This is a genomic window from Amycolatopsis pretoriensis (assembly GCF_900107925.1).
GTDB lineage: Bacteria > Actinomycetota > Actinomycetes > Mycobacteriales > Pseudonocardiaceae > Amycolatopsis > Amycolatopsis pretoriensis.
Genome location: NZ_FNUJ01000006.1, coordinates 309,013 through 333,952 on the forward strand (window position 1 = coordinate 309,013; position 24,940 = coordinate 333,952).

Genomic DNA, 24,940 nt, shown 5'->3' on the forward strand with positions numbered 1-24,940 from the left:
GGTGCGGGGGCCGGCCGGCTACAGCAGCGGGGCCCGCTCCAGCGCCTCCCGCAACCCCGCGAGAACCTCCTCAGCCGTCCCCGCGATCGTGCAGCCCGCCGCCTGCCGGTGACCGCCGCCGCCGAACTCGGCCGCTACCGCCGATACGTCGATTCCGATCGAGCGCAGCGAAATCTGCCACTGGGCCGGGTTCGTCACGTCCTGCTTGAGCACCGCCGCGACCGCCGCCTCGCGGACCGACCGGACCACGTCGATCACCGACTCGACCTCTTCGCCGCGGACCGTCCGTGCCTCGTCCACGCGCACCACCGCGTGCACGAAACCCCGCCCCTGCGCCGCTTCCGGCTCCAAAGAAGCCTCGCGAAGCACCGACGACAGCATCGGCAGCCACTCGAACGGCCGCTCGTCGACGATCCGCCGCACCACCTTCTCCGGATCCACGCCCGCCTCCAGCAGCCGCGCGGCCATGCGGTGCGTCTCCGGGCTCGCCCGGCGGAACCCGCTCGTGTCGGTGACGATCCCCGCGTAGATCCCGCGCGCGATCGGCTCGTCCAGCTCGACGCCCAGCGCGTCCAGGATCCGGAACACCAGGATCGCGCTGGCCTCGGCGCTCTCGTCGACGACGTTGCAGCCGCCGTAGAACGTGTTGGTCGCGTGGTGGTCGATCACCAGCACCGCGCCGGCGAGCTCGACGCGCCCGGCGAGCCGGCCCAGCCGCTTCGGCACCGGCGTGTCGACGCAGACCAGCAGCGCTTCGCTGTCGGGCAGGTCGTCCGGGTGGGTGAGCAGGCCGTCCTCGTCGAGCCACCGCAGCGTCTCCGGGGCCTCGTCCGGCTCGCCGAACGAGACGCGGACGCGCGCGCCGCGCTGGTGCAGCGCCCGGCCGAGGGCGAGCGCGCTGCCGAGGGCGTCCGCGTCCGGGCGGACGTGGCCGAGCACCGTCACGTCGGTCGCCGACGCGAGCAGCGCGGCCGCGTCCCGGATGTCCTGCGCCAAAGTAGGGGTCACGGTGCGTCACGCTACGCTCTGCGGGATGCCTGAGTACGTGATCCTGGTCCACCCGTCAGCCAACCGGGTCTACGCCGCCTCCTCCCCCGCGCTGCTGCGCGCCGAGCTGGCGGTGTTCGGCGCGGTGCTGCCGGCCGAGCTGTCCGGGATCGAGGAGGTCGAGCTCGGCGGCGTCGGGTACGTGCGCTTCACCAGCTCGGTGCCCCTCGGCGAGCGCGACCTCGCGCTGCTGTCGAACCTTTCGTCGCTCTACGCGCTGTTCGAGCTGGGTGACGGCGTTCTCCGTCCGGTCACCGTGACGCCGCTGGCGAAGGCCGACTCGGACCTGCTGACCATCCAGAAGTACCCGGGCAAGACCAACGAGTCGTTCACGAAGCTGCTGCTGAACGTGACGCTGCTGGCCACCGCGGACCCGTTCTCCGACCGGCCGAAGTACCTGCTCGACCCGCTGTGCGGCCGCGGCACCACGCTCAACCAGGCGATGATGTACGGCCTGCACGCGACCGGCCTGGACGTCGACGCCAAGGACTTCGAGGCCTACGAAGCGTTCATCAAGACGTGGCTGCGCAACAAGCGCGTCAAGCACACCGCCGACTCGGGACAGTTGCGACGCAACAAGGTCCGGCTCGGCCGGCGCCTCGACATCGAGTACGCGCTCGACAAGGAAGCGTACAAAGCGGGCGACACCCGCAAGCTCACCTACTTCCAGGCCGACACGCTGACCACCGACGAGGTGCTGCGGGCGAACTCCACCGACGTGATCGTCACCGACGCGCCCTACGGCGTCCAGCACGGCAGCCACCGCGAAACGGGCCTGCAGCGCAGCCCGCGCGACCTGCTCGCCGCGGCCGTCCCGGTGTGGACGCGGGTGCTGCGGCCCGGCGGGGCGCTCGGCATCTCGTGGAACACCACCGTGTTGCCGCGCGAGGAGCTCGTCGAGGTGCTGCGCAAGGCCGGGCTCGACGTCCGCGAAGGCGGGCCGTGGGACGAGTTCACCCACCGGGTCGACCAGGCCATCCTGCGTGACCTGGTCGTCGCGGTGAAGCCCGCTTCCTAGGACTGCGTCAGCTCGGGCTTGGTCACCTGCCCGTTCTCCTCGGGAGCCACGGCGGGCGCGGGCGACGTGCTCAGGCCGCGCTTCACCGAGTCCAAGATGGACAGTCCCTGGCCGACGAGCCCGGCGGCCATCTCGCCGAGGCCGTCGGCGCCGTTGAGGATGTTGACGTTCGCGCCGGACAGGCCGCGCCCGGCTTCCTTGACGATCTGCGGCAGCTGGTCGATGAGCATCCGGTCGAGCGCGACCCGGTTGTTCGACGCGGCCGCCTCCGCCTGCACGCGCATCCGCTCCGCCTCGGCCAGCGCGAGGATGCGGATCCGCTCGGCCTCCGCGTCCGCCGGCTTGATCACCTCGGCCACCAGCTGCTGCTGACGCAGTTCGGCCTCGCGCTGGGCCAGTTCCGTGCGCGCGTCGATGACCTCCTGCTGCGCCTTGGCCTGCGCGAGCGGACCGGCCTGGGCGGCCTCGGCCTGGGCCGCCTCGACCTCGGCGCGGTACTGCGCCTGCACGATCGACGTCTGCCGGGCGTACTCCGCCTGCGTCCGCTGGGACTTCTGCTCGGCCTCCGCGGCGGTCTGGTTCGCCACCGCCTGGGCGATCTGGGCGTCCCGCTGGATGGCGGCGTTGTGCGGCGCGGCCATCGCGGCGATGTAGCCGAGCTTCATGTCGTCGATCGACTGGATCTGCAGCGCGTCGACGGTCAGCCCGATCTTCGCCATCTCCACGGCCGAGCCGTCCAGCACCTCGGTCGCGAGCTTCTGCCGCTCGGTGATGATCTCCTCGACCGTCATCGACCCGATGATCGAGCGCAGGTGCCCGGCGAAGATCCGCCCGGTCAGCACGGACATCTGGTCCTGGTCGGAGAGGAACCGCTGGCCGGCGTTGACGATGCTCTCGGTGTCGTTGCCGACCTTGAACGCGATCACCGCCCGCACGGTCAGGGCGATGGCCTGTTTCGTGACGCACACTTCGGTCACTTCGGCCTCACACATGGAAAGCGTGAGGAACCGGACCTTCCGGAAGACCGGCATGACGAACGCGCCGTGGCCGGTGACGACCCGGAACGGCGACGCGCCCTTGCTGTGCTTGCCCCCGGAGATCAGCATCGCCTCGTTGGGCGCGGGAACGCGGTACCCGAACATGGCTGTCCTTATTCAGAAGGATCCGAGGCGTCCCACGCCACGACGTCGACCGTGCGCCGGCCCCGGGTTTCCACGACCAGGACGGTCGTGCCCTTCGGCAGCTCCGTGTCGGACCAGGCAAGGAAGGTTTCCAGGCCGCCCCTGATCCTGATCAGCACCTCCCCGGGTCCCCGCTGCCCGCGGGTGCCGACGAGGAGGACTCCGGTGCGGCCGGCCGGGGACAGGTCGGAGTGCATGCGCCGACCTCCCTCGATGGCCGTCTCGGTGCGGGATCCCCCGCTGGCACCATTGTGCTCCCGGCGCACGCGGGCGGTGGGCACTGTGAGGTTCCGATCAGGAGGCAACCTTCGCGGCTATACTCCGGAGCGTGACCGTCGAGCAACGTCCCCTGCGCGCGGACGCCCGGCGCAACCGGGAAGCGCTGGTGGCGGCCGCGCGGGAGGTGTTCGGCGCCAAGGGCGTCGACGCCCCGCTCGACGAGATCGCGCGCCGCGCCGAAGTCGCGATCGGGACGCTCTACAACCGGTTCCCGACCCGGGCCGACCTGGTCGAGGCGGCGTTCCTGCCGACGCTGGAAGAAGCCCAGGCGGTCACCGAAGAAGCCCTCGCCGTGGCCGACCCGTGGGACGGTTTCGTGCTCTTCCTCGAGCGGTCGGTGCTGATGCAGGTCTCCGACCGCGGCTTCACCGAAGTGTGCTCGCGTGTGTTCGACCCCGCGTCGGGACTGGAGAAAGCCAAGCAGGCCAACGGTTCCCGGATGAACCGGATCATCTCGCGCGCTCAGGAGGCCGGCGCGTTGCGGACGGACTTCCGCGCGGAAGACCTGGCGATCGTGTTCGCCGCGGCGACGGCGACCCCGGACTGGCGGCGCGCGCTCGGCATGGTCCTCGACGGACTGCGGGCGCGATGACCTGGCTGGCGGACACCCGCACGTCGTACGACACGGTGGCGGCGAGCTACGCCGAGTTCGTTTCCGGCGCCCTGGACAAGCAGCCGCACATGCGGGCGGCGCTGGCGCTGTTCGCGGCCGAGGTCGACGGGCCGGCGGTGGACGTCGGCTGCGGCCCGGGCCACTTCACGGCGCACCTGGCCTCGCTGGGCGCCGAGGTGTCCGGTATCGACCTTTCGCCCGCGATGGTCGACCTGGCCCGGCAGACCCATCCGGAACTGCGGTTCGACGTGGGCTCGATGACGGACCTGGCGCTGCCCGCGGAGTCGGTGGCGGGCGTGCTGGCGTTCTGGTCGCTGATCCACGTCCCGGACGAGTCGGTACCGGTGGCACTCGGGCACTTCCGGCGGGTGCTGCGGCCGGGCGGCCTGCTGGTGATCGGCTACCACGTCGGCGTGGGAACGCGGCTGAAGACCCAGGGCTACGGCGGGCACCCGATGCGGGTCCACGTCCACCTGCGGCAACCGTGGTGGCTGGCCAAACGGGTGCGCGCGGCCGGGTTCACGATCGAGGCGGAGTGGGCGCTGAACCCCGGAAACGAAGTGTCGCAGGCGATTCTCTTCGCGCGCGCGTCAGTTTAGGCGCTGTCCCACGAACTTCAGGACGTCCGGCAGGATCCCGCGCCAGTACTCGTCCTGGTGACCGCCGGGGGAAAACCTCGACACGGCAGGCGAAACCGCCTTCACCAGCTTGCGGTCCGCGCTCAGGAACGGGTCGGACTCGCCGCACCAGACGCCCACCGCGTCCGGGCGCAGTTCTCCCGTGTGCAGCAACGGTTCCTCGGCACGCCAGTTGGCCTCGTCCGAGAACACCTTGCGGCTGCGGGCATCCGGCCAGCTGACGAACAGGGCCGCGCTCGCCGTCGCGACCGCCTTCAGGTCCGGGTGCGCGCGGGCGAAGCGCAGGGCGCCGAAGCCGCCCATGGAAATGCCGAACACCGCGGACGCCGGACGCAGGTCGCGGGCCGTCAGCCAGGCCGGGACTTCGTCGGTGAGCATGCGCTGCGGGTCGTCGTCCTCGCCGACGCCGACCCAGTAGTGGTCGCCGTCGACCGCGGCCACCGCGAACGGCGGGACGCCCTCGCGCACGGCCCGCGTCAACGCCGCGGGAACTCCCAGGTCGAGGAACGTCCGCGCGCGGGCGCCGCGGCCGTGCAGGGCCAGGCACACGGGCAGTCCCGACGACGGGACGCCTTCGGGCGTGATGAGGACCAGGTCGACGTCCGTGCCGCGGGCGGCCGAGGGCATGCGCTGGACCGTCACCGGCGCGCTCGGCGCCGAGGGGCGGGTCGGGGCCGGCACCGGGGGTGGGCCCGGCGCCGGTTCGGCGGACGAGCAGCCCGCCAGCAGCGCCAGTGTGCTGCCGGCGAGCAGGCCGCGGCGGGAGAGCACGGGGTCAGCCCCGGCTCTCCTCCTCCGCGAGCTCGTCGTCGTCTTCGGTGTCTTCGCGGGGTGCCTTGTACGGGTCGGCGTCGCCCGCGTGCTGGGCGCCGGCGGAACGGCGCGCGACCTCCGCGTCGGCCTCGCGGGCCTTCGCCAGGAGGTCCTCGATCCGCTTCGACTCCTCGGGGATCGTGTCCGCGACGAACGTCAGCGTCGGCGTGTAGCGGACCCCGGTGCCCTGGCCGACCTTCGTGCGCAGCACGCCGCGCGCCGATTCGAGCGCGGCCGCCGCACCGGCGAAGTCCGGGACGGAGTCCAGCTTCTCGCCGAGCACCGTGTAGTACACCGTGGCGTCGTGCAGATCGCCGGTGACCTTCGTGTCCGTGATGGTCACGTAGTTCAGCCGGGGGTCCTTGACCTCGTGCTCGATCGCGGACGCCACGATCTGCGAGATCCGCTTCGCGAGCTTGCGAGCCCGAGCCGGATCAGCCATGTCGTTCTCCTAGAAAAAAGATCTAATCGTCTGGACCGAGCAGCCGGCGGCGGGCGGAGAGCAGTTCGAACTCCGGCCGGCTCGCCACGTACCGCTCACACGAGTCGAGCACGTCCCGGACGTGCTCGCCACCTTCGGCGACCACGGCCACCCCGATGAGGGTCCGGCGGTGCAGGTCGGCGTGCCCGGCTTCGGCCACCGACACGGCGAAGCGCTTGCGCACCTCGGCCAGCACCGGACGGACCACGGATCGCTTCTGCTTCAGCGAATGGACGTCGCCGAGCAGGATGTCGAGCTCGAGAGCTCCGACGAACATAGGCAGTTTGGGTGGTGTAGTAGGGAGACACCGGGTGCGCGCGAACGCGCACCCGGTGCCGGACTTCCTTACGCGCGGGGCTTCTCGCGCTGCTCGTACGTCTCGATCACGTCGTCGACCTTGATGTCGCCGTACGAACCGAGCGTCAGACCGCACTCGTAGCCCTCGCGGACCTCGACCACGTCGTCCTTGAACCGCCGCAGCGAGCTGATCGGCAGGTTCTCCGCGACGACCGTGCCGTCGCGGAGCAGACGGGCCCGGGCGTTGCGCCGGATCTCGCCGGACATGACCAGGCAACCCGCGATCGTGCCGATCTTGGAGGACTTGAAGACCTCGCGAACCTCCGCGCGGCCCAGCTCGACCTCTTCGTACTCCGGCTTGAGCATGCCCTTGAGGGCCTGCTCGATCTCGTCGATCGCCTGGTAGATGACCGTGTAGTACCGGACGTCGACGCCCTCGCGGGTGGCCCGCTCGGTCGCCTTGCCCTGGGCGCGGACGTTGAACCCGAGGACGATCGCGTCGGACGCGGTCGCCAGGTCGATGTCCGACTCGGTCACGCCACCGACACCGCGGTGGACCACGTTCAGCTCGACCTCGTCGCCGACGTCCAGCTGGAGCAGCGAGGCTTCGAGGGCCTCGACCGTACCCGAGTTGTCACCCTTGATGATCAGGTTGAGGCTGTTCGTCTCCTTCAAGGCGGAGTCGAGGTCCTCGAGGCTGACCCGCTTGCGGCGCGACGCGTTGAGCGCGTTGCGCGTACGAGCGGCGCGGCGCTCGGCGATCTGCCGGGCGACGCGGTCCTCGTCGACCACCAGGAAGGTGTCGCCCGCACCCGGCACCGAGGTGAACCCGATGACCTGGACGGGACGCGACGGCAGCGCCTCGGTGACGTCGACGTTGTGCTCGTCGACCATCCGGCGGACGCGGCCGTAGGCGTCACCCGCCACGACCGAGTCGCCGACGCGCAGCGTGCCGCGCTGGACCAGGACGGTGGCCACCGGGCCGCGGCCGCGGTCGAGGTGCGCCTCGATCGCGACACCCTGGGCCTCCATGTCCGGGTTGGCCCGGAGGTCCAGAGCGGCGTCGGCGGTCAGCAGGATCGCCTCGAGCAGGCCGTCGATGTTGATGTTCTGCCGCGCGGAGATCTCGACGAACATCGTGTCGCCGCCGTACTCCTCGGCGACCAGGCCGTACTCGGTCAGCTGCTGCCGGATCTTGTCCGGGTTCGCGCCTTCCTTGTCGATCTTGTTGATCGCGACCACGATCGGGGCCTTGGCGGCCTGCGCGTGGTTGATCGCCTCGACCGTCTGCGGCATCACACCGTCGTCGGCCGCCACCACGATCACCGCGATGTCGGTCGAGTTGGCACCACGGGCACGCATGGCGGTGAACGCCTCGTGACCCGGGGTGTCGATGAAGGTGATCAGCCGCGGGTTGCCCTCGAGCTCGGTCTCGATCTGGTACGCACCGATGTGCTGCGTGATGCCGCCGGCCTCGCTCTCGCGGACCTTCGTCTTCCGGATCGTGTCGAGCAGCCGGGTCTTACCGTGGTCGACGTGACCCATGATGGTCACGACCGGCGGCCGGACCTGCAGATCCTCTTCGCCACCGGCGTCGTCGCCGTAGGTGATGTCGAAGGTCTCCAGCAGCTCGCGGTCTTCTTCCTCGGGGCTGACGACCTGAACCGTGTAGTTCATTTCGCCGCCGAGCAGCTCGAGGATGTCGTCCGACACGGACTGCGTCGCGGTGACCATCTCGCCGAGGTGGAAGAGCACCTGCACCAGCGAAGCCGGGTTGGCGTCGATCTTCTCGGCGAAGTCGGTCAGCGAAGCACCCCGCGGCAGCCGGATCGTCTCGCCCTGCCCCTTGGGCAGGCGGACGCCGCCGACGCTGGGCGCCTGCATGTTGTCCATGTACTCCTGGCGCTTCTGCCGCTTCGACTTGCGGCCCTTGCGCGAGGGACCACCCGGGCGCCCGAAGGCACCCGCGGTACCGCCACGGCCACCGGGGCCGCCACGACCGCCGCCGCCACCGCGGAAGCCGCCGCCACCGGCCGGGGCACCCGTGCCACCGCCGGGACGGAAACCGCCGCCACCGCCGCCGCCACCGGGACCGCCGCGGAAGCCACCGCCGCCGCCACCGCCACCGGGACCGCCGCGGAAACCGCCGCCACCGCCACCGGGACGACCGCCGCCACCGGGGCCACCACGGGCGCCGCCACCGGGACCACCGCGCGCGCCGCCACCGGGACCGGCGGGACGCTGCGTGCGGCCCGGCATCATGCCGGGGTTCGGCCGCGGGGGCATGTTGCCCGGGCTCGGCCGGTTGCCACCGGCGCCGCCGCCGGGCCGCGGGGCCGGACGGTCACCGCCGCCTTGACCGCCACCGGGACGCGGCGGGCGGTTGTCGCCGCCCTGACCGCCACCGGGGCGCGGGGCCTGCGGACGCGGCGGGGCGCCGGAACCGACGCCGAACGGGTTGTTGCCGACCCGCGGGGTGCGCGGACCGGGCTTGGGACCGCCGGGCTTGGGGCCCTGCGGCTTCGGCGGGACGACCGAACCGGTGCCCTGCGCGGGCGCGGCCGGGGTGTCCTGCTTGGGTGCGGCCGGTGCCTCGGCCTTGGCGGCCGGGACCTGCTGCTGGGGAGCGGGCGCCGCGGGCTGCTGACGCGGGCCGGGCCGGGGGCCGGGGCGCTGCCCCGGGGTGGCCGGCTTAGTCGCCGCGGGCGCCTGCTGCTGGGGTGCGGCCGGAGCCGGAGCGGGCGTCGCCTGGGCCGCCGGCGCCTGCTGCTGGGCAGGTGCGGGGGGCTTCGGGGCGGCGGGCTTCGCGGCCGGCGGGCCGGGGCGCGCCGAGGGGCCGGGGGTGGGCTTCTTCGCGCCCTTGGGCGCATACGCGTCGCGGAGACGGCGGGCGACGGGCGCCTCGACCGTGGACGACGCGGACTTGACGAACTCGCCCTGTTCCTTCAACTTCGCGAGAACGTCCTTGCTGGTGATGCCGAGCTCCTTCGCGAGCTCGTGTACGCGGGCCTTGCCTGGCACAACTCTCCTCATCTAGGGGAGGCCAGGCGGAAAACCCGCTGACCTCGTCCTTATTGTCTGACGCTCATGGCTTCAGCTTCACGGCTGACTCATGACGGGTCGACCTGCTTCCTTGGTTCCTCGCGACCCCGGGGACGTCCCGGGCTCGTGGTGCGTAGCGGTGTGCTCGACGTGCTCGCGGACCTCGCGGGTGTCGAGCGCCCCCGGAGCCCGCAGGGCTCTCGGGAAGGCCCGCCGCCGTTCGGCCTTGGCCAGGCAGTCCGGGTCGGGGTGCAGCCAAGCCCCCCGGCCCGGCAGCCGCCGACGTTCGTCGACGACCACCCGCCCGGCCACCGCGACCACGCGCAGCAGCTCACCGATCAATGCCCGCCGCTTGCAGCCGACACAAGTCCGCACCGGGGAAATCCGGTGGGGCTGGTGCTCGGCTACCCGCCGCGGGCGTTGAACCACTCCTGAGTCTAGCGCTTCGACCTTCACTCAGCCGAACCGGTTGTCGCGGCGGGCCGCGACTGACCGGCGTGGTCTTGATCACCCTCGTCGTCCGCCGGTGCGGCGTCGCTGCGGATGTCGATCCGCCAGCCGGTCAGGCGGGCGGCGAGGCGGGCGTTCTGGCCCTCCTTGCCGATCGCCAGCGACAGCTGGAAGTCCGGCACCACGACGCGGGCGGTCTTCGCCCGCTCGTCCACGACTCGTACCGAAACAACCTTCGCCGGCGACAGGGCATTCCCCACGAAGCGGGCCGGGTCCTCGGAGTAGTCGATGATGTCGATCTTCTCGCCGGCCAGCTCGCTCATCACGTTGCGCACGCGCGCGCCGACCGGGCCGATGCACGCGCCCTTGGCGTTGACGCCCGCCACGGTGGACTTGACCGCGATCTTCGTGCGGTGCCCCGGCTCGCGCGCGACGGCGGCGATCTCGACGGTCCCGTCGGCGATCTCCGGCACCTCGAGCGCGAAGAGCTTGCGCACCAGGTTCGGGTGCGACCGCGAGAGCGTGATCTGCGGGCCGCGGTTGCCGCGCGAGACGGTGACCACGTACGCCTTGATCCGGCTGCCGTGCTCGTAGGACTCCCCCGCCACCTGCTCGGCGGACGGCAGGACGCCCTCGGTGTCGCCCACCTGGACCACGACCATGCCGCGGGCGTTGGCGCGGGCGTCGCGCTGGATCACCCCGGCGACGATCTCGCCCTCCTTGGTGGAGAACTCGCCGAAGGTCTTCTCGTGCTCGGCGTCGCGCAGCCGCTGCAGGATGACCTGGCGCGCGGTGGTGGCGGCGATCCGGCCGAAGCCCTCGGGGGTGTCGTCCCACTCCTCGTCGACCTGGCCGTCGTGGGTCAGCGTGTGCGCGAGCACGCGCACCAGGCCCGTCTTGCGGTCGATGTCGATGCGGGCGTGCGGCTGGTGGCCCTCGGTGTGCTTGTACGCGGTGAGCAAGGCCGTCTCGATGGCCTCGATCACCGTTTCGAAGGGGATGTCCTTGTCCCGTTCGATCGCCCGCAGCGCGGCGATGTCGACGTTCACTTCGACCCCTTCTCCGTCTCGGCGGCCTTGATGCCGGACGCGTCGTCTTCGAGCAGTTTCAGGTCCTCGGCGGGCGGCTGCTTGAACTCGATCTCCACGACCGCCTTCGCCACGTCGGCGTAGCGGACGTCGCGGAGCTTGCCGCCTTCGAGGACGCGGGCGGTGTGTTCGCCCGCGTGACCGACCCGGCCGACGAAGGCCGTGCCCTCGGCCGGGGTGACCTTCACCAGGCGGTACCGCGCGCGCCGCCAGTGCCGCGGCTGGGTGAGCGGGCGGTCGAGGCCCGGCGAGGTGACCTCCAGCGTGTACGCGCTCGCGAGCACGTGCTCGTTTTCGTCGAGCGCCGCCGAGACCTTGCGGCTGACCTCGGCCACTTCGTCCAGCCCGATCCCGTCGTCGGCGTCGACGACGACCTTGACCAGCTGCCGCCGGCCGGCCTGCTGCACCTCGAACGAGTCGAGGTCGAAACCCGCGGCGGTGACGGCTTCGGCCACTATCGGCTGAAGCCGGCTGGCGAGTTCTCCTGGCACGTGGGGCTCTCCTTGTTTCGGGCTGGAGTTGCGCGGGTCGGTGGTGGACCAGCTTATCCGGTCCCCCGTTCCCTCCGCGCGAGCGGCGGGGCCGCCCCGGGGCCTGGCAGGATGGGCCGACGTGACCGGAAGACCGACCGACCTGACCCGTCGTGCCGCCCTCCGCGCGGGGGCGCTGGCCGCGCTGGCCGTCCCCCTGGCCGCGTGCGGGCCCGGCTACGACGAGAGCCCCGACCCCCTGCAGCCCCTGCTGGCCGCCGCCGAGGCGGACGCCGCCGCCGCGCGGGCGCTGGCCAAGGGCGAGAACGCCGACGCCGCCGGCCAGCTCGCCGACGCGCGCGCGGCGCACGCGGCCGCGTTGAAGTCCGAAGTGGACCGGCTGAACCGGCCTCGGACCTCGTCCTCGGCGCCGCCCGCGCCCGCGGCGCTGGGCGAGATGAAGGAGCGGCTGGCGACCGCGCGCAAGCAGGCCGAGGACCTCGTCGGCGGGCTGCCGCGCTACCGGGCCGGCCTGGTCGCGGCGGTGGCCGCGGGCTGCGCGGCACTGCAGCGCACGGCCCCGGCGCTGGGTCCGGGCGAGGACGCGCCGGCCCCCGCGCCGGCCGCCGGGGCCGTGCCCGCGGAGGCGGTGGACCCGCTGCAGACCGCGCTCGCCGCCGAGCACGCCGCGGTGTGGGTGTACGGCCTGGTCAGCGCGTTCCTGCCGGGCGACTTCGGCGACGCCGAGAAGGCCGGCGCCGCGGAGCACGCGGTACGCCGTGACGTGCTGCAGACGATGCTGGCGGCGTCCGGGGCGACGCCGGTGGCGCCCGAAGCGGCGTACGTGCCGAAGAAGCCGGTGACGGACGCGACGTCGGCGTCGCTGGTGGTCGCGACGGCCGAAGCCGACTGCGCGAACGCGTGGCTGGCGGTGGTGAACCACACCGACGACGCGGGCCTGCGCACGACGGCACTGCACGCGCTGGTCGCGGCTTCGCGCCGCGGCACCCCGTGGCGCTCCGAAGCGGGCGAGAAGCCCGCGGCGATCGCCATTCCGGGCCAGGCGAGCTGAGACGACATGAACGACTCGTTCATGTCATCAGGCGACATGAACGAGTCGTTCATGACATCGCCGCGGGCCGGAACTCAGCCCTTGAGGTCGGCCGACAAGCGGAGGGCGTCGTCGGCGATCTTCTTGATCAGGGCCTTGTCCGTGTGCTTGTCGTAGAAGTCGGCGAGCACGATCGTCGTGTTCGTGCCCTCGACCTTCGACGAATACGCCGAGTTCTTGCCGCTCAGGCTCGGGACGCCGGTGCCGGCGAACGTCTTGTCGCGGACCAGGTCCGTCACGTTGCCGGTGCCGTCCCGCTCGGTGAGGGACTTGAGCGCCTTCGCCTTCGACGAGTCCGGCATGCCCACCACGACCACCGACACCAGCGCCTTCGCGCCGCCCGTCTCCGTCGTGAACAGCGCGCGGGCCAGCGACTGGCACGGCGAGTCGTCGAAGAACTTCTGGGTGTCGCCGTAGGACTTGGCCGAGCAGTCGTTGACGCGGTCCGGCCCGGCGACCTTCGTGAACTGGTACTGCCCGGTGCTCTGGGCCGGCGGCTGCGCGACGGGCTCGTCCGGCGTCGAGTCGTGCCGGATCAGGTACCACAGCAGCCCGGCGACGACGGCGATCGCGACCAGCCCGGCGCCGCGCAGCGCGAGGGCCTTGGTGTCCCTCGGCGGCGGGCCCGGGGCGGGCGGCCGCGGCTGCGGGGGCACCGCGCCGAGCGGAGCCGTGTCGGACGGGCCTGGGGTGAAATGCGCACCAACCACGGGGCCATACGGTAGTTCACCGCCCCGGCGGCGTTCACTCGAATGCGTGCAAGACGCGTTCGACGTCGTCAGCGGTGTTGTAGAGGTGGAAGCCGACGCGCACCCGGCCGCCGCGGACGCTCGAGACGATCCCCGCCGCCGCGACCCGCTCCGGATCGGCGTCGAGCGAGACGATCGCGGAGCCGCGCGGCGGCAGGCCGAGCTTCTCCAGCAGCAGGTCGGCGAGGCCGGTGTTGTGCGCCGCGACCTGCGTGAGGTCGAGCCCGCCGAGGTAATCCAGCGCGGCCGCCGCGCCGACCTGGGCGAGCCAGACCGGCGAGAGGTCGAACGCGCGGGCGTCGCCGGCCAGGCGCAGCGGGAGGCCGTAGACTGTGGTCCACGGGTCCTCCCCCGCATACCAGTTCGCCGCGACCGCCCGGGTGCGCTCGTGGGCGTCCGGCCGCACGTACAGCCAGGCGCAGCCGCGCGGCGAGAGCAGCCACTTGTAGCCCGCCGCGACCACCCAGTCCGCCCAGGCGACGTCCAGGGGGAGCCAGCCGGCGGCCTGGGTCGCGTCGAGCAGCACCGCCGCCCCGGCGGCTTCGGCGGCGGCCCGCAGCGCCGGGAGGTCGGCGATCCGGCCGTCGGCGGACTGGACGACGCTCACCGCGACGACGTCGTGGCCCTCGACCCGCTCCGGCAGCGCCTCGAGCGGCACCTCGGTCATCGTGACGCCGGGGTTGGCCGCGAAGGGGAACGTCACGCTGGTGAAGTCCCCTTCGGCGGCGAGCACGCGGGTGCCGGCGGGCAACGCGGCCGCGACGTTGGCGACCAGCTGCGAGGCCGACGCGCCGATCGCGACCCGCCCGGGTTCGACGCCGAGCAGGCGGGCGAACCCGGCCCGCGACCGGTCGACGTACGGGTCGAACTCCCCCGGCCGCGTCGCGCCGGTGCGCCACCGTTCGACGGACTCGGCGACCGCCACCGCCACCGGGGCCGGCGGGATGCCGACGCTGGGCGTGTTCAGGTAGCCGGGCGGGACGGCGAAGTCGGTTCCGAAGGCGCGCATGCCGTCGAGCCAAGCAGATCCGCGCGGGACGGTTCACCCCTTACAGCAGCGCGACGACGTCGGCGTAGCTCGGCGGGTTCAGCGGCAGGTCCCGGCCGTCGCGGATCGCCGTCGCCGTGTCGGCCGCGGCCTGCAGGGCCATGCGGTACGGGAGCGAGCCGAGGCTGACCCGCGCGACGCCCAGTTCCGCCAGGCCCGTGAAGGTGACTTTGCCGGGGACGAACAGCAGGTTGAGCGGGAGGCCGAGGCCGACGATCTTCTCGACGTCCGCCGGGGCGGCCAGGCCGGGGACGAAGATGCCGTCCGCTCCGGCGTCCGCGTAGGCCTTCGCCCGCTTTTCGGCTTCTTCGACGGAGTGGTCGCCGGCCCAGTGGGTGTCGGTGCGGGCATTGAGGAAGAGGTCCGGCACGCGGGCTTTGACGGCCTTGATCAGGGAGACTTGGTGCTCGAACGGGCCGAGCGCGTCTTCGAGGTTGACGCCGACCGCGCCGGCCTCGGCGAGTTCCGCGGCCAGGTCGGCGACGGCGGCGGGGTCGGCGCTGAAGCCGTCGGCGATGTCGACGCTGACGAGGACGTCCAGCCGGGCCAGGCGTTTCGCGAGGGCGACGGTGGCGTCCCGCGTCGAGGGGGCGCCGTCGGGTTCGCCGGTGGCCGCGGAGACGCCGAGGCTGGTGGTGCCGAGGGCGCGGAAGCCCTGCGCGGCAAGGAAAGCGCCGACGCCGAACTCCCAGGCGTTGGGCAGCAGGAGCGGGGAGCCGGGGATGTGGAGCGCGCGGAATTCGTCCATGGCGTCAAACTTAGGAGCGGGGCGCTTCGGCGAGCACCGAACTCACGCCGACGCGGGGGTGTGCTCCGCGTCGTAGGCGTCGCGGGCTTCCTGCACCGACGTCATGTGCCGGCGGGCCCAGCGGTCCAGCATGTCCAGGGGCTCGGACAGGTTCCGCCCCAGCGCCGTCAGCTCGTACTCCACCTTCGGCGGGATCACCGCGTACGCCGTGCGGGTCAGGATCCCGTCGCGGACCAAGCTGCGCAGCGTCTGCGTCAGGACCTTCTGGGAAATCCCGTCGACCCGGTGGCCGATCTCGGTGAACCGCAGCGGGCCGTCCTTCAGCGCGCCGACGATCAGCACCGTCCACTGGTCGCCGATGCGGTCGAGCAGCTGGCGGGTCGGGCAGTTGCGGTCGTACGGGTCCGGCCCCACGGCGCACCTCACTTTCCCCGGGAGAGTAACACGCCGTTCAGACAGTGGCCATCAGCGTCGTGAACAGCAGGCGCAGGTGGCGGCGGGCGCGCTCCCAGCGGGCTTCCAGCTCTTCCTGGTCCCGCGTCGCCCAGCTCGCGATGAGGATGCCGCGCACGACGTCCATCGCCGTGTAGACCGCGTGCAGGAACTCGTGGTGCTCCGCGTGCTCCGGCAGCAGGGCCTTGCCGAACTCGACGAGGCCGGCCGCCGCGATCGGCTCGACCGCCGCCATCTGGCCGCGCAGCTCGGGGTCGGTGCGGGACGCGACCCACAGCTCGACCGTCGCCGAGAACACCGGCCCCTGGTGCATCTCCCACATCAGCTGCAACGCGTCGCCGACCGGGTCACCGGCCGCGCGGAGCCGGTCGAGCTCGGCCATCGCGACCTCGGTGCGCTTTTGCGCGAGGTGCCGGACCGCCGAGGTCACCAGGTCGGCCTTCGTCGGGAAGTGGTGCACCTGCGCGCCGCGCGTGACGCCGGCGCGGTCGGCCACCCGGGTCGTCGTCGTGCCCGCGTAGCCGTACTCGACGAGGCAGTCGATCGTCGCGTCGAGCAGCCGGACGCGCATCGCCGCGCTGCGTTCCTCCTGGGTGCGGCCGGTCGTTCCCCGTCGTGGCGCTGACATGCGCCCACTTTATGGGGCCACCGGCGCCGCCTCGGCCAGCCCCGCCACGACCCGCCCGATGAACCGGGCGAGGAACCGGCGGTAGAACCAGCCGGTGCCGGGGACCTTGGCCGTGAAGGACGAGTGCCAGTGGATCTCCGTGCCGCCGTCGACCGGCGCGAGGTCGACGTAGGCGACGTAGTCCCGCAGCGGCAGGCCGTGGTCGAGCGCGTAGCCGAACCGGCGGCCGGGCTCGAGCGCGACGACCTCTTCGTACGAGCGGATGCCGCCGGTCCGGAACAGCCGCAGCGCGCCGAGTCCCTCCGGCTCGTCCACGCCCGCGCGGACCAGCTCGAACGACCCCAGCGGCGACCAGCGCGGCCAGCTCGCGCCGTCGCGCAGCAGCGCGTACACGGTGTCGGCGTCCGCGGCCGTCACCCGGCGGACCGATATTCTCTGTACCATTTGGTACGTGTACCATTTGGTACATGATCGACGCAAGCCCGCGCGCGAAGCTCCTCGACGCGGCGATCGACCGCATCGCCCACCACGGCGGCGCCGGGCAGAGCCTGCGGGCCCTGGCCGCCGACCTCGGCACGAGCCACCGCATGCTGATCTACCACTTCGGGTCGAAGGAAGGCCTGCTCACGGCGGTGGCGCGAGAGGTCGAGGCCCGGCAGCGCGCGGCACTCGCCGACCTGGACCCGGCGGACTTCTGGCGCCGCCTCACCGACGACGACCTGCGCGCGAACGAGAAGCTCTTCTTCCAGCTGTACGGCCAGGCCTTGGGCGGCACGCCGGGAACCGCCGAGTTCCTGGACGGCGTCATCGACGACTGGCTCGGCCCGGTCGAGGCACTGCTGGCCGAGCGCGGAGTCCCCGCAGCCGACCGGCCCGCCCACGCCCGGCTCGGTCTGGCGGTGACCCGCGGGCTGCTCCTGGACCTCGTCACGACCGGCGACCGCGACGCCGTGAACGCGGCGATGGCGCGGTTCCTGGAGATGTACGAGAACAGCGCCTGACACGACGAAGCGAGCCAACGAGCACCCAGACCCCCCGCACCCCGATCCGAAGCCAGAACACGGCCGGCGGCGCCGGAGAACCCCGGCCCTCACGCGGTTCCTGGCGATGTACGAGCGGAACACGTGATACTGGCGCGATGCGTCTGCTACTGGGGTTGCTGGCCGCACTGATCGCGACGACCACGCTGCCGTCCGCGGCGTCGGCCACCGGAAACCCGGTCCGCGAAACGGCCTGGGTCGAGACCGGCACCGATCACGACCACGACGGGAAGCCCGACCGCGTCGCCGCGGACGTCGTCCGGCCGGCGACGGGCGGGCGCGTCCCGGTCATCCTGGACGTCAGCCCGTACTACGCGTGCTGCGGCCGGGGCAACGAGTCGCAGAAGAAGACCTACGCGCCGGACGGCACCCCGGAGCAGTTCCCGCTCTTCTACGACAACTACTTCGTCCCGCGCGGCTACGCGGTCGTGCTGGCCGACGTCGGCGGGACGAACCGCTCGTCGGGCTGCTTCGACGACGTCGCGAACGGGAACGCCGTCGTGAACTGGCTCAACGGCCGGGCGAAGGCGTTCGACGCCCCCGAAGGCGGCCGGCCGGTGCAGGCGGACTGGGCCACCGGGGACGTCGGCGCGATCGGCAAGTCCCAGGACGGCGCCACGGCGATCGGCATGGCCGCGTCCGGGCTCCCCGGGCTGAAGACGATCGTGCCGATCGAAGGCGTCGCCGACAACTACGCCCAGCTCATCGCGAACGGCGCTCCCCTGGCCACGCCGGAGCACACCGGGTCGGCCTTCACCTACAACGACCGCGCCGCCGAGCTGTGCAAGCCGTTCGAAGCGGACCTCAAGGCGCGCATGGGTACGAACGGCGACTACAACGCCTACTGGCGCAGCGTGAACTACATGCCGCGGCCCGTCCGCGCGAGCGTGCTCATCGCGCAGGGCTTCGGGGACGGCGCCGTCGCACCGAACCAGTTCGCCGCCTACTGGGACGCGCTCGGCCGGGCGGGTGTCCCGCGCAAGGCGTGGCTCAGCCAGGCCGGGCACGTCGACCCGTTCGACCTGCAGCGCGCGCGGTGGGTCGAGACGCTGGGCCGCTGGTTCGACCGCTGGCTGAAGGGCGTCCGCAACGGCGTCGAGCACGAGCCGGCGGTGCACCTCGAAACCGCCCCGGACCGGTGGACCGACGTCCGGAGCTGGCCGCCCGCGACCACGCCGGTGACGGTCCGGGCTTCGGCGGACGGCGGCCTCGGGCCGCGTGGCTCGGGCACGGCCACGGTCGTCGACGACCCCGCCGTGGGCCGTGAGGACTGGGCGGCCGGGGTGTCGGCCGCGCGGTTCACCGGCGCTCCCTCGACCTCGGCGGTGCGGATCGCCGGGTCGCCGTCGGTGACGATCACGGCGTCGGCCGACCAGACCGCCGCGCGGATCGGGGTCGCGCTCGTCGACTACGGCCCGGCCGAGGTGCGCACCACCGCGAACTACGGCAGCGGGATCAAGAACCTGACGACGACGTCGTGCTGGGGCGTGAGCTTCCCCGGCGATTCCGCGTGCTTCCTCGACACGGCCACCGACCTGGTGGGTGCCGACCACCAGATCGTCGCGTACGGCTCGGCGGACCTGGGGCACCACGCGTCGCTGCGCCACGGCGAACCGCTGGTGCCGGGCCGGGCGTACACGATGACGTTCACCCTCACCGCGCTCGACCACGTCGTCCCGGCCGGGCACCGGCTCGGCCTGCTGCTCGGCGGCACCGACGGGCTCCTCTTCGACCCGGACCTGCCGGCGCCGGGCGCCACGCTGACGTTCGACCTCGCCCGGACGTCGCTCACCCTCGGCCTTACAAAGCCCGAACACTAGGCGGACGCCCTCCGAACACCGCCCCGCGAAAGTTCTCCTCGCAAGCACGACACACGAGGGAGACACGATGCGAGGAACCACCTGGACGCGGCTGGCGCTGGCGGGCGGCGCGAGCGCGGCCTGCCTGATGGTGGCGGCGCCGCTGGCCTCGGCCCAGACGACGTCGCCGGCGCCCGTCGCGCCGATCACGCTCAGCCCCGAGGAGTCGCAGCAGGTCTGCGGCGACTGGGTGCCGAAGCTGCAGAAGAAGGCCGACAACCTGGAGAAGCGGATCAACGGCGGCCCGGAGGTGGCCGGCTCGGTCGCGAACCTCAAGGCGCGGGCCCAGGACCAGCGCACCGCGGGCCACGAGGACCGCGCCAAGAAGCTCGACGACCGCGCCACCAAGCGGCAGGGCCGGATCGGCGAGCTGACCACGGCCAAGCAGAAGCTCGACGCCTTCGCGTCCGCGCACTGCAAGCCGGCCAAGTGAGGGGCGCGAGGGTCGCGGCGGCGGTCGGGGCCGCCGCGCTCGTCGCGCTCGGCTGCTCGGGCTGCCGGGACAACCTCGTCGGCTCGCCGTCGGACACCGCGCCCGCGTCGTCCGAGCTGAGCGGCGTCGAGTCGACGCTCAACGGCATCGAATCCGACATGAACAGCGATGGCTCGCCCTGACCGGCTAGCGTCTCCCCGGTGGTGACGGCGGCGACGGGAGCGGGCATGGGGGCACCGGGACGCGGCCTCGTCCTCGTGGTCGAGGACGAGGCCGCGATCGCCGAACTGGCGGCGATGTACCTCAAGCGCGACGGCTTCGGCGTGCACGTCGAGGCCGACGGCGGCCGCGCGCTCGACGCCGTGCGGCGGCTGAAGCCCGTGGCGATCGTGCTCGACATCGGACTGTCCGGAATGGACGGCATCGAGATCTGCAAGGCGCTGCGCGCGGCCGGGGACTGGACGCCGGTGCTGTTCGTCACCGCCCGCGACGACGAGCTGGACCGGTTGCTGGGCCTGGAGATCGGCGCCGACGACTACCTGACCAAGCCGTTCAGCCCGCGCGAGCTGGCGGCCCGCGTCCGGACGGTGCTGCGGCGCGCTTCCGGCTCCACCCCGGCGGCGGAGACGTTCGCCGTGGGCAGCGCGCGCGTCGACCTCCTGTCCCGGCGGGCGTGGGCCGGCGACGTCGAGATTTCCCTGACGTCGACGGAATTCGACCTCCTCACGCACCTGCTCCGGCACCCGGGGCAGGTGCTTTCGCGCGACCAGCTGCTGAGCGCCGTCTGGGGGTACGCCGCGGCGGCGGGCACGCGCACGGTCGACGTCCACGTGGCGCAGCTGCGGGCGAAACTCGGCCCCGCCAGTCCGATCCGGACGGTGCGCGGCATCGGCTACGCCGCGGACCCGGCATGAGGGGCACGCTCGCCGGGCGGATCACGCTCGTGTGCCTCGCGGTGGCCGGGGTGGCGGTGATCGTCGCGGGGCTGGTCGCGGCCCGGCTGATCCGGACGACGGCGGACAACGTGCTGCAGTCGTCGTTGTCCGCGCAGGCCGACGTGGTCGCGACGCAGCTCGACGAAACCGGCATCGGCAACCGGCTGGGCGTCGGCAAGGTGGCCGACGTCGTGCGCGGGCAGGGCATCTCGGTGGTCGTCCGGCGCGCGGGCGGGCAGGCGCTCGGCGAGGCGGTCGCGGTCCAGGCGGCGACCAAGCTCGGGCTCGCCGCGGACCACTCCGGGCGCGTCACGGCCGGCGGGTCGCAGTACCTCGTCGAGACGCGGGTGGTCGGCACGCGCGGGGCGGCGTTCGCGCTGGTCCAGCCCGCACGCAGCGCCGAAGCGACGCAACGGGCGTTGGTGCGCTCGATCGCGCTGGCCCTCGGGATCGGGCTGCTGGTGGCGGCCGTGGCGGGGTTCGGGTCGGGCCGGCTGCTGGGCCGTCCGCTGCGGCGGGCCGCCCTGGCCGCGGGATCGCTGCGGGCCGGCCGGCGGGACGTGCGGGTGCCGGTCCAAGGGCCGCGCGAGGTGGCGGAGGTGGCGGGGTCGTTGAACTCGCTGGCCGACGCGCTGGCGGTGAGCGAAGCACGGCAACGGGACTTCCTCCTTTCGGTGTCCCACGAGCTGCGCACGCCGTTGACGGCGGTGACGGGCTTCGCCGAGGCGATCGCGGACGGCGTCGCCTCGGGCGACGACGCGCTGCGCGCGGGCCGGACGATCCAGCGCGAGGCGGCCCGCCTGGAGCGGCTGGTGACGGACCTGCTGGAGCTGGCGAGGCTGGGCGCGGACGAGTTCCGGCTCGACCTGGCCCCGGTGGACCTGGGTGCACTGGTCCGCGACTGCGCGGAGGTGTGGCAGCTGCGCTGCGAGCGCGAAGGGGTCCGGCTGTCGGTTTCGGCGCCGGCCGCCGCGGTCCCGGTGGTGGCGGACGCGCGGCGGCTGCGTCAAGTGGTGGACGGGCTGGCGGAGAACGCGCTGCGGGTGACCCCGGCCGGGGCGCCGATGGTGTTTTCGCTGTCGGTGTCCGCCGCGGGGGCGGCGTTGTCGGTGCGCGACGGCGGGCCGGGGCTGGCCCCGGAGGACTACCCGGTGGCGTTCGACCGCGGGGTGCTGAACAAGCGGTACCGGGACCGGCGGCCGGTGGGGTCGGGGATCGGGCTGGCCCTGGTGCACGGGCTGGTGACCCGGATGGGCGGGACGTTGACGGCGGGCCCGGCCCCGGAGGGCGGCGCGGCGTTCACGATGACGTTCCCCCTGGCGCCAGCTGGGCCGCGCGGTCGGTGACGTCCATCAGGGCCCAGTGCTCGACCACCCGGCCGTCGCGGACGCGGATCATGTCCATGCTGGTCACGGCGTAGCTCCGGCCGGTCGCGATCTCCGTTCCGGTGCTCGTGTAGCGGTTCACCGAGAACTCGCCGGCGGCGACGTTCTGCTCGACCCGCACGCCGATGTCGCGGAAACCGGCGAAGATCCCGCCGTCCAGCATCGCCTCCCACTTCGCCCGCCAGGCGTCGATGCCGTGGTGGTCGCCCCCGGCACCGCCGCGGTGGTCGACGACGTCGGAGTCGATGTAGCGCAGGCCCTCCGCGACGCTCTCGGCCGTGAACGGCGTCAGCGCGATCAGCCGGCGGTGCACTTCGGCGGCGTCCATGCTCGCTCCTTAAGTGGGGAGTTCCCCGGATAGGGTGCGGCTACGCTAACCGGGGAAGTCCCCGTTTGGCAAGGAGCGCGATGCCCGCACGAGCCCGCCGATCCGACGCCCGCGACAACCACGCGCTCCTGCTGGCCGCGGCGAAGGAGGTGTTCGCCGAGGACGGCCCGGACGCCCCGCTCGACCGCGTCGCCCGGCGCGCGGGCATCGGCAACGCGACGATGTACCGGCACTTCCCCAGCCGGCGCGAGCTGGTCATCGCCGTGTATGCGAGCGAAGTCGCTTCACTGACGACTAACGCGCGTCTCGACTCGGCCGACCCGGGCGCGGAGCTGTTCGCCTGGCTGGCGGCGTTCGTCGAGCACGTCCGGGACAAGCGGGACCTCGCCATGTCGCTGACCACCCCGGCCGGCGACCACGAAACGCTCTTCGCCCAGTGGCACGCGGCGGTGAACGAGACGGCCGCGACCCTGGTGGATCGCGCCAAGGCGGCCGGAACCGTCGCCGCCGACACCGACGCCCTCGACCTCCTGCTGCTCGCCACCGGCATCGCGCTCTCCGGCGCGCCGGCCCGCACCGACCGCCTCCTGGGTCTGGTCCGCCGCGGCGTGGGAACCGCGAGCGGGACGTAGGGTCGGCACATGGAGATGCTCCACCTGCGCTACTTCGTCGCGGTCGCCGAGGAACTGAACTTCTCCGCCGCCGCGCGGAAGCTGCACATGGCCGCCTCTCCCCTCTCCCAGCGGGTCAAGGACCTCGAACACGAGCTCGGGCAGCAGCTCTTCGACCGCAGCACCCACCACGTCACCCTCACCGCCGCCGGGGCCGCGCTGCTGCCCCTCGCGCGGGACGTTCTCGACCAGGTCAACGCCATTCCCTGGAAGATCCGGGAGGCGACGCGGCCGCAGCGCAGCACCGTCTTCCTCGGGATGCCCGCCGGGGTGCACCCCGCCCTGCGGGAACGCGTCAACACCCTCGCCGGGCGCGTTCACGACACCTACGAACTGAAACGGTGGCCCGGGACCACCGCGGATCTCGTGCAGGGCGTGCACGAGGGCAAGCTCGCCCTCACCCTCGCCCGGCTGCCGATCAGCGATCCCGCACTGGAACAGGTTCCCGTCATGTCGGAACGGCTCGGCGCCGTCGTCCCGGCCGAGCTCTTCGCCGGGCGGGACTCCGTCAGCCTCGCCGAGCTCACCGAATTCCCGTACGTGGCCTCACCAGGGGAAATCACGCCCGCCTACTTCGACCAGCTCGACCACCAATTGGCGGAATTGGGCGTCAAGAAACGCATCCGGCTGACCAACACCGGTTATGGCGGGACGTCGGAAATCATTTCCAGTGGCGAAGCCTTCTCCATTTCCATGCTCGACGAGCAGAGCCCGATGCACGGCTACCGGCTCGACAACGTCATCGTCCTGCCCTTCACGGATTTCCGCCCCCAGCTGGACACCGGCCTGCTCTGGCGCCGCGATCGCGCCGACGGTGACCTGCACGGGCTCGTCGAAGCCGCGAAAGCCGTCTTCGCCGACCCGATCACCACCTAGGAATGGTATGACCACCGCGGTCACACCATTGTTCGCATCATGATCATTCCCTTTCGCGCCGCTCGCGCCTACGTTCGTAAGTAGAGCGAAACTTCCAAGGCGCGAAAGGACGAAAAAGATGACGACCGGACCGCTGGACGGCGTGCGCGTGATCGACCTCTCGACCGTGGTGATGGGCCCGTACGCGGCCCAGATCCTGGGCGACCTGGGCGCCGACGTGATCAAGATCGAGTCCCCCGCGGACACCGTGCGGGTGGGCCAGTACCGCACCACGCCGGGCATGACCGCGCTCAACCTGAACGTGAACCGCAACAAGCGCAGCGTGGCCCTCAACCTCAAGGACGAGACCGAGCGCGAGCAGGCCCTCAAGCTGATCGACACCGCCGACGTGCTGATCACGAACATGCGCCCCGGCGCGCTGAGCCGGCTCGGCCTGAACTACGCCGACGTCGCCGAGCGCAACCCGCGCCTGGTCTACGCCCACGCGCAGGGCTTCCGCGGCGACTCGCCCCAGGCCGGCAACGCCGCCTACGACGAGACCGTGCAGGCCTCCTCCGGCCTGGTCGACGTCACCAACCGGGCGCTCGGCGAGCCGGTCTACCTGCCGACGATCATCGGCGACAAGGTGTCGTCGCTGACCATCGCCTACAGCGTGCTCGCCGCACTGGTCCACCGCGACAAGACCGGCCAGGGCCAGCAGATCGAGATCCCGATGACCGACACGCTGCTCGCGTTCAACCTCGTCGAACACCTCGCGGGCCACACCTACGAGCCGGCCGAGGGCCCCACCGGGTTCGCGCTGTCGATGACGAAGGGCCACGCCGCGGTCCGCACCAAGGACGGCCTCGCCTGCGTCATCCCCTACAACCCGAAGAACTTCCGCGACTTCTTCGCCGCCGCCGAGCGTCCGGACCTCGCCGAGGACCCGCGCGTCAACGGCGAGGCCATCGACCGCGCCGACAACGAGTGGCTGACCGAGCAGATCGCCGCGTGCGCCCCGGCGCTCACCACCGACGAGTGGGCCGAGGTGTGCGCGAAGCACAGCATCCCGATGGCGCCGGTGCTGGAACTGGACAAGGCGCACGAAAACTCCTACGTCCGCGACGGCCACCTGCTCGACACCGTCGAGCACCCGAGCGAGGGCACCATCCGCACGGTCGGCATCCCGGTGAAGTTCTCCGCGACGCCCGGCTCGATCCGCCGCCTGGCCCCCCTGGCAGGCCAGGACACCGCCGAAGTCCTCGCCGAACTGGTCTGAA

General features: G+C 72.4%; 30 protein-coding genes. 13 read left to right on the top strand and 17 right to left on the bottom strand.

The genetic code is table 11. The features are described from left to right. Positions 1-18 precede the first annotated feature (18 nt). The gene (locus BLV96_RS27465) at positions 19-1,008 is read right to left on the bottom strand and encodes a DHH family phosphoesterase (RefSeq protein WP_086677753.1); all 990 of its coding nucleotides are present in this window, start codon (positions 1,006-1,008) and stop codon (positions 19-21) included. 25 nt (positions 1,009-1,033) lie between these two features. Here BLV96_RS27465 and BLV96_RS27470 point away from each other — a divergent pair, with 25 nt between their 5' ends. Continuing rightward, positions 1,034-2,065 carry a TRM11 family SAM-dependent methyltransferase gene (locus BLV96_RS27470; protein ID WP_208608333.1) on the top strand — a complete coding sequence of 344 codons (1,032 nt, stop codon included), beginning with the start codon at positions 1,034-1,036 and terminating at the stop codon, positions 2,063-2,065. Here the strand turns inward: BLV96_RS27470 and BLV96_RS27475 are convergent. Together BLV96_RS27475 and BLV96_RS27480 are read right to left on the bottom strand one after the other, a co-directional pair. After that, positions 2,062-3,207: an SPFH domain-containing protein gene (locus BLV96_RS27475; protein WP_086677755.1), complete on the bottom strand. Its 1,146-nt coding sequence runs from the start codon at positions 3,205-3,207 to the stop codon at positions 2,062-2,064. The two genes, BLV96_RS27470 and BLV96_RS27475, sit on opposite strands and share 4 nt — an antisense overlap. Positions 3,208-3,215: 8 nt before the next feature. Continuing rightward, positions 3,216-3,443: a hypothetical protein gene (locus tag BLV96_RS27480; RefSeq protein WP_086677757.1), complete on the bottom strand. Its 228-nt coding sequence runs from the start codon at positions 3,441-3,443 to the stop codon at positions 3,216-3,218. A 131-nt stretch (positions 3,444-3,574) separates the two neighbouring features. On the opposite strand from BLV96_RS27480, the gene BLV96_RS27485 reads away from it, so the two are divergent. Beyond that, positions 3,575-4,117: a TetR/AcrR family transcriptional regulator gene (locus BLV96_RS27485; protein ID WP_086677759.1), complete on the top strand. Its 543-nt coding sequence runs from the start codon at positions 3,575-3,577 to the stop codon at positions 4,115-4,117. Next, positions 4,114-4,737 (top strand): class I SAM-dependent methyltransferase, encoded by a 624-nt coding sequence (locus BLV96_RS27490; protein ID WP_086677762.1) that lies wholly within the window; start codon positions 4,114-4,116, stop codon positions 4,735-4,737. Before BLV96_RS27485 ends, BLV96_RS27490 begins: the two co-directional genes overlap by 4 nt. Here BLV96_RS27490 and BLV96_RS27495 read toward each other — a convergent pair. The 7 genes from BLV96_RS27495 to rimP all read right to left on the bottom strand — a co-directional run bounded on the left by BLV96_RS27495 (position 4,729) and on the right by rimP (position 11,438). Next, the gene (locus BLV96_RS27495; RefSeq protein WP_091389575.1) at positions 4,729-5,547 is read right to left on the bottom strand and encodes an alpha/beta hydrolase; all 819 of its coding nucleotides are present in this window, start codon (positions 5,545-5,547) and stop codon (positions 4,729-4,731) included. The two genes, BLV96_RS27490 and BLV96_RS27495, sit on opposite strands and share 9 nt — an antisense overlap. 4 nt (positions 5,548-5,551) lie before the next feature. Continuing rightward, positions 5,552-6,031 (bottom strand): 30S ribosome-binding factor RbfA, encoded by a 480-nt coding sequence (rbfA, locus tag BLV96_RS27500; protein WP_091389578.1) that lies wholly within the window; start codon positions 6,029-6,031, stop codon positions 5,552-5,554. A 22-nt stretch (positions 6,032-6,053) separates the two neighbouring features. Continuing rightward, entirely contained in the window at positions 6,054-6,347 is a 294-nt protein-coding gene (locus BLV96_RS27505; RefSeq protein WP_091315631.1) for a DUF503 domain-containing protein, read from the bottom strand. Positions 6,348-6,415: 68 nt separating this feature from the next. Continuing rightward, positions 6,416-9,388: a translation initiation factor IF-2 gene (infB, locus tag BLV96_RS27510; RefSeq protein WP_091389581.1), complete on the bottom strand. Its 2,973-nt coding sequence runs from the start codon at positions 9,386-9,388 to the stop codon at positions 6,416-6,418. Between the two features lie 78 nt (positions 9,389-9,466). Further along, entirely contained in the window at positions 9,467-9,751 is a 285-nt protein-coding gene (locus BLV96_RS27515; RefSeq protein ID WP_244180513.1) for a YlxR family protein, read from the bottom strand. A 110-nt stretch (positions 9,752-9,861) separates the two neighbouring features. Continuing rightward, positions 9,862-10,908, bottom strand: a complete 1,047-nt coding sequence (gene nusA, locus BLV96_RS27520) for a transcription termination factor NusA (RefSeq protein ID WP_091389584.1) — start codon at positions 10,906-10,908, stop codon at positions 9,862-9,864. After that, on the bottom strand, positions 10,905-11,438 hold the full coding sequence (rimP, locus tag BLV96_RS27525; protein ID WP_086679483.1) for a ribosome maturation factor RimP: 534 nt from the start codon (positions 11,436-11,438) through the stop codon (positions 10,905-10,907). Before rimP ends, nusA begins: the two co-directional genes overlap by 4 nt. Positions 11,439-11,559: 121 nt before the next feature. Between rimP and BLV96_RS27530 the strand changes: the two genes are divergently transcribed. Continuing rightward, positions 11,560-12,489 (top strand): ferritin-like domain-containing protein, encoded by a 930-nt coding sequence (locus BLV96_RS27530; RefSeq protein WP_086679481.1) that lies wholly within the window; start codon positions 11,560-11,562, stop codon positions 12,487-12,489. Between the two features lie 74 nt (positions 12,490-12,563). Here BLV96_RS27530 and BLV96_RS27535 read toward each other — a convergent pair whose 3' ends face one another. The 6 genes from BLV96_RS27535 to BLV96_RS27560 form a co-directional block, all read right to left on the bottom strand. Beyond that, positions 12,564-13,184 carry a hypothetical protein gene (locus BLV96_RS27535; RefSeq protein WP_086679480.1) on the bottom strand — a complete coding sequence of 207 codons (621 nt, stop codon included), beginning with the start codon at positions 13,182-13,184 and terminating at the stop codon, positions 12,564-12,566. A gap of 88 nt (positions 13,185-13,272) precedes the next feature. Continuing rightward, positions 13,273-14,286, bottom strand: a complete 1,014-nt coding sequence (locus BLV96_RS27540) for an aminotransferase class V-fold PLP-dependent enzyme (RefSeq protein WP_086679478.1) — start codon at positions 14,284-14,286, stop codon at positions 13,273-13,275. A gap of 40 nt (positions 14,287-14,326) precedes the next feature. Beyond that, the gene (locus BLV96_RS27545) at positions 14,327-15,073 is read right to left on the bottom strand and encodes an isocitrate lyase/PEP mutase family protein (protein ID WP_086679476.1); all 747 of its coding nucleotides are present in this window, start codon (positions 15,071-15,073) and stop codon (positions 14,327-14,329) included. Between the two features lie 42 nt (positions 15,074-15,115). Further along, complete coding sequence (locus BLV96_RS27550) at positions 15,116-15,487, bottom strand: winged helix-turn-helix transcriptional regulator (protein ID WP_086679474.1); 372 nt, start codon at positions 15,485-15,487, stop codon at positions 15,116-15,118. 37 nt (positions 15,488-15,524) lie between these two features. Next, positions 15,525-16,097, bottom strand: a complete 573-nt coding sequence (locus tag BLV96_RS27555; RefSeq protein WP_086679473.1) for a TetR/AcrR family transcriptional regulator — start codon at positions 16,095-16,097, stop codon at positions 15,525-15,527. Between the two features lie 66 nt (positions 16,098-16,163). After that, complete coding sequence (locus tag BLV96_RS27560; RefSeq protein ID WP_086679471.1) at positions 16,164-16,598, bottom strand: SRPBCC family protein; 435 nt, start codon at positions 16,596-16,598, stop codon at positions 16,164-16,166. A gap of 23 nt (positions 16,599-16,621) precedes the next feature. Here BLV96_RS27560 and BLV96_RS27565 point away from each other — a divergent pair, with 23 nt between their 5' ends. From BLV96_RS27565 to BLV96_RS27590, 6 genes are all read left to right on the top strand, one after another. Next, positions 16,622-17,155, top strand: a complete 534-nt coding sequence (locus BLV96_RS27565) for a TetR/AcrR family transcriptional regulator (protein ID WP_086679470.1) — start codon at positions 16,622-16,624, stop codon at positions 17,153-17,155. Between the two features lie 137 nt (positions 17,156-17,292). Next, a complete protein-coding gene (locus tag BLV96_RS27570) occupies positions 17,293-19,014 on the top strand; it encodes a CocE/NonD family hydrolase (RefSeq protein WP_086679468.1) in 1,722 nt (573 codons plus the stop codon). 67 nt (positions 19,015-19,081) lie between these two features. Beyond that, positions 19,082-19,486: a hypothetical protein gene (locus BLV96_RS27575; RefSeq protein ID WP_086679466.1), complete on the top strand. Its 405-nt coding sequence runs from the start codon at positions 19,082-19,084 to the stop codon at positions 19,484-19,486. Beyond that, on the top strand, positions 19,483-19,668 hold the full coding sequence (locus BLV96_RS27580) for a hypothetical protein (protein ID WP_086679464.1): 186 nt from the start codon (positions 19,483-19,485) through the stop codon (positions 19,666-19,668). Before BLV96_RS27575 ends, BLV96_RS27580 begins: the two co-directional genes overlap by 4 nt. A gap of 45 nt (positions 19,669-19,713) precedes the next feature. Continuing rightward, complete coding sequence (locus BLV96_RS27585; protein ID WP_086679460.1) at positions 19,714-20,400, top strand: response regulator transcription factor; 687 nt, start codon at positions 19,714-19,716, stop codon at positions 20,398-20,400. Next, positions 20,397-21,767, top strand: coding sequence for a HAMP domain-containing sensor histidine kinase (locus BLV96_RS27590; RefSeq protein ID WP_086679458.1), 1,371 nt, complete (start codon positions 20,397-20,399; stop codon positions 21,765-21,767). The genes BLV96_RS27585 and BLV96_RS27590 overlap by 4 nt, the downstream gene beginning before the upstream one ends. On the opposite strand, the gene BLV96_RS27595 is transcribed toward BLV96_RS27590, so the two are convergent. Continuing rightward, positions 21,721-22,134 carry an ester cyclase gene (locus tag BLV96_RS27595; RefSeq protein ID WP_086679457.1) on the bottom strand — a complete coding sequence of 138 codons (414 nt, stop codon included), beginning with the start codon at positions 22,132-22,134 and terminating at the stop codon, positions 21,721-21,723. The two genes, BLV96_RS27590 and BLV96_RS27595, sit on opposite strands and share 47 nt — an antisense overlap. Positions 22,135-22,214: 80 nt before the next feature. Between BLV96_RS27595 and BLV96_RS27600 the strand changes: the two genes are divergently transcribed. From BLV96_RS27600 to BLV96_RS27610, 3 genes are all read left to right on the top strand, one after another. Next, a complete protein-coding gene (locus BLV96_RS27600; RefSeq protein ID WP_086679455.1) occupies positions 22,215-22,766 on the top strand; it encodes a TetR/AcrR family transcriptional regulator in 552 nt (183 codons plus the stop codon). Between the two features lie 9 nt (positions 22,767-22,775). Then, complete coding sequence (locus BLV96_RS27605; protein WP_086679453.1) at positions 22,776-23,681, top strand: LysR family transcriptional regulator; 906 nt, start codon at positions 22,776-22,778, stop codon at positions 23,679-23,681. 118 nt (positions 23,682-23,799) lie between these two features. Next, positions 23,800-24,939, top strand: coding sequence for a CaiB/BaiF CoA transferase family protein (locus tag BLV96_RS27610; protein ID WP_086679451.1), 1,140 nt, complete (start codon positions 23,800-23,802; stop codon positions 24,937-24,939). Position 24,940: the final 1 nt, after the last annotated feature.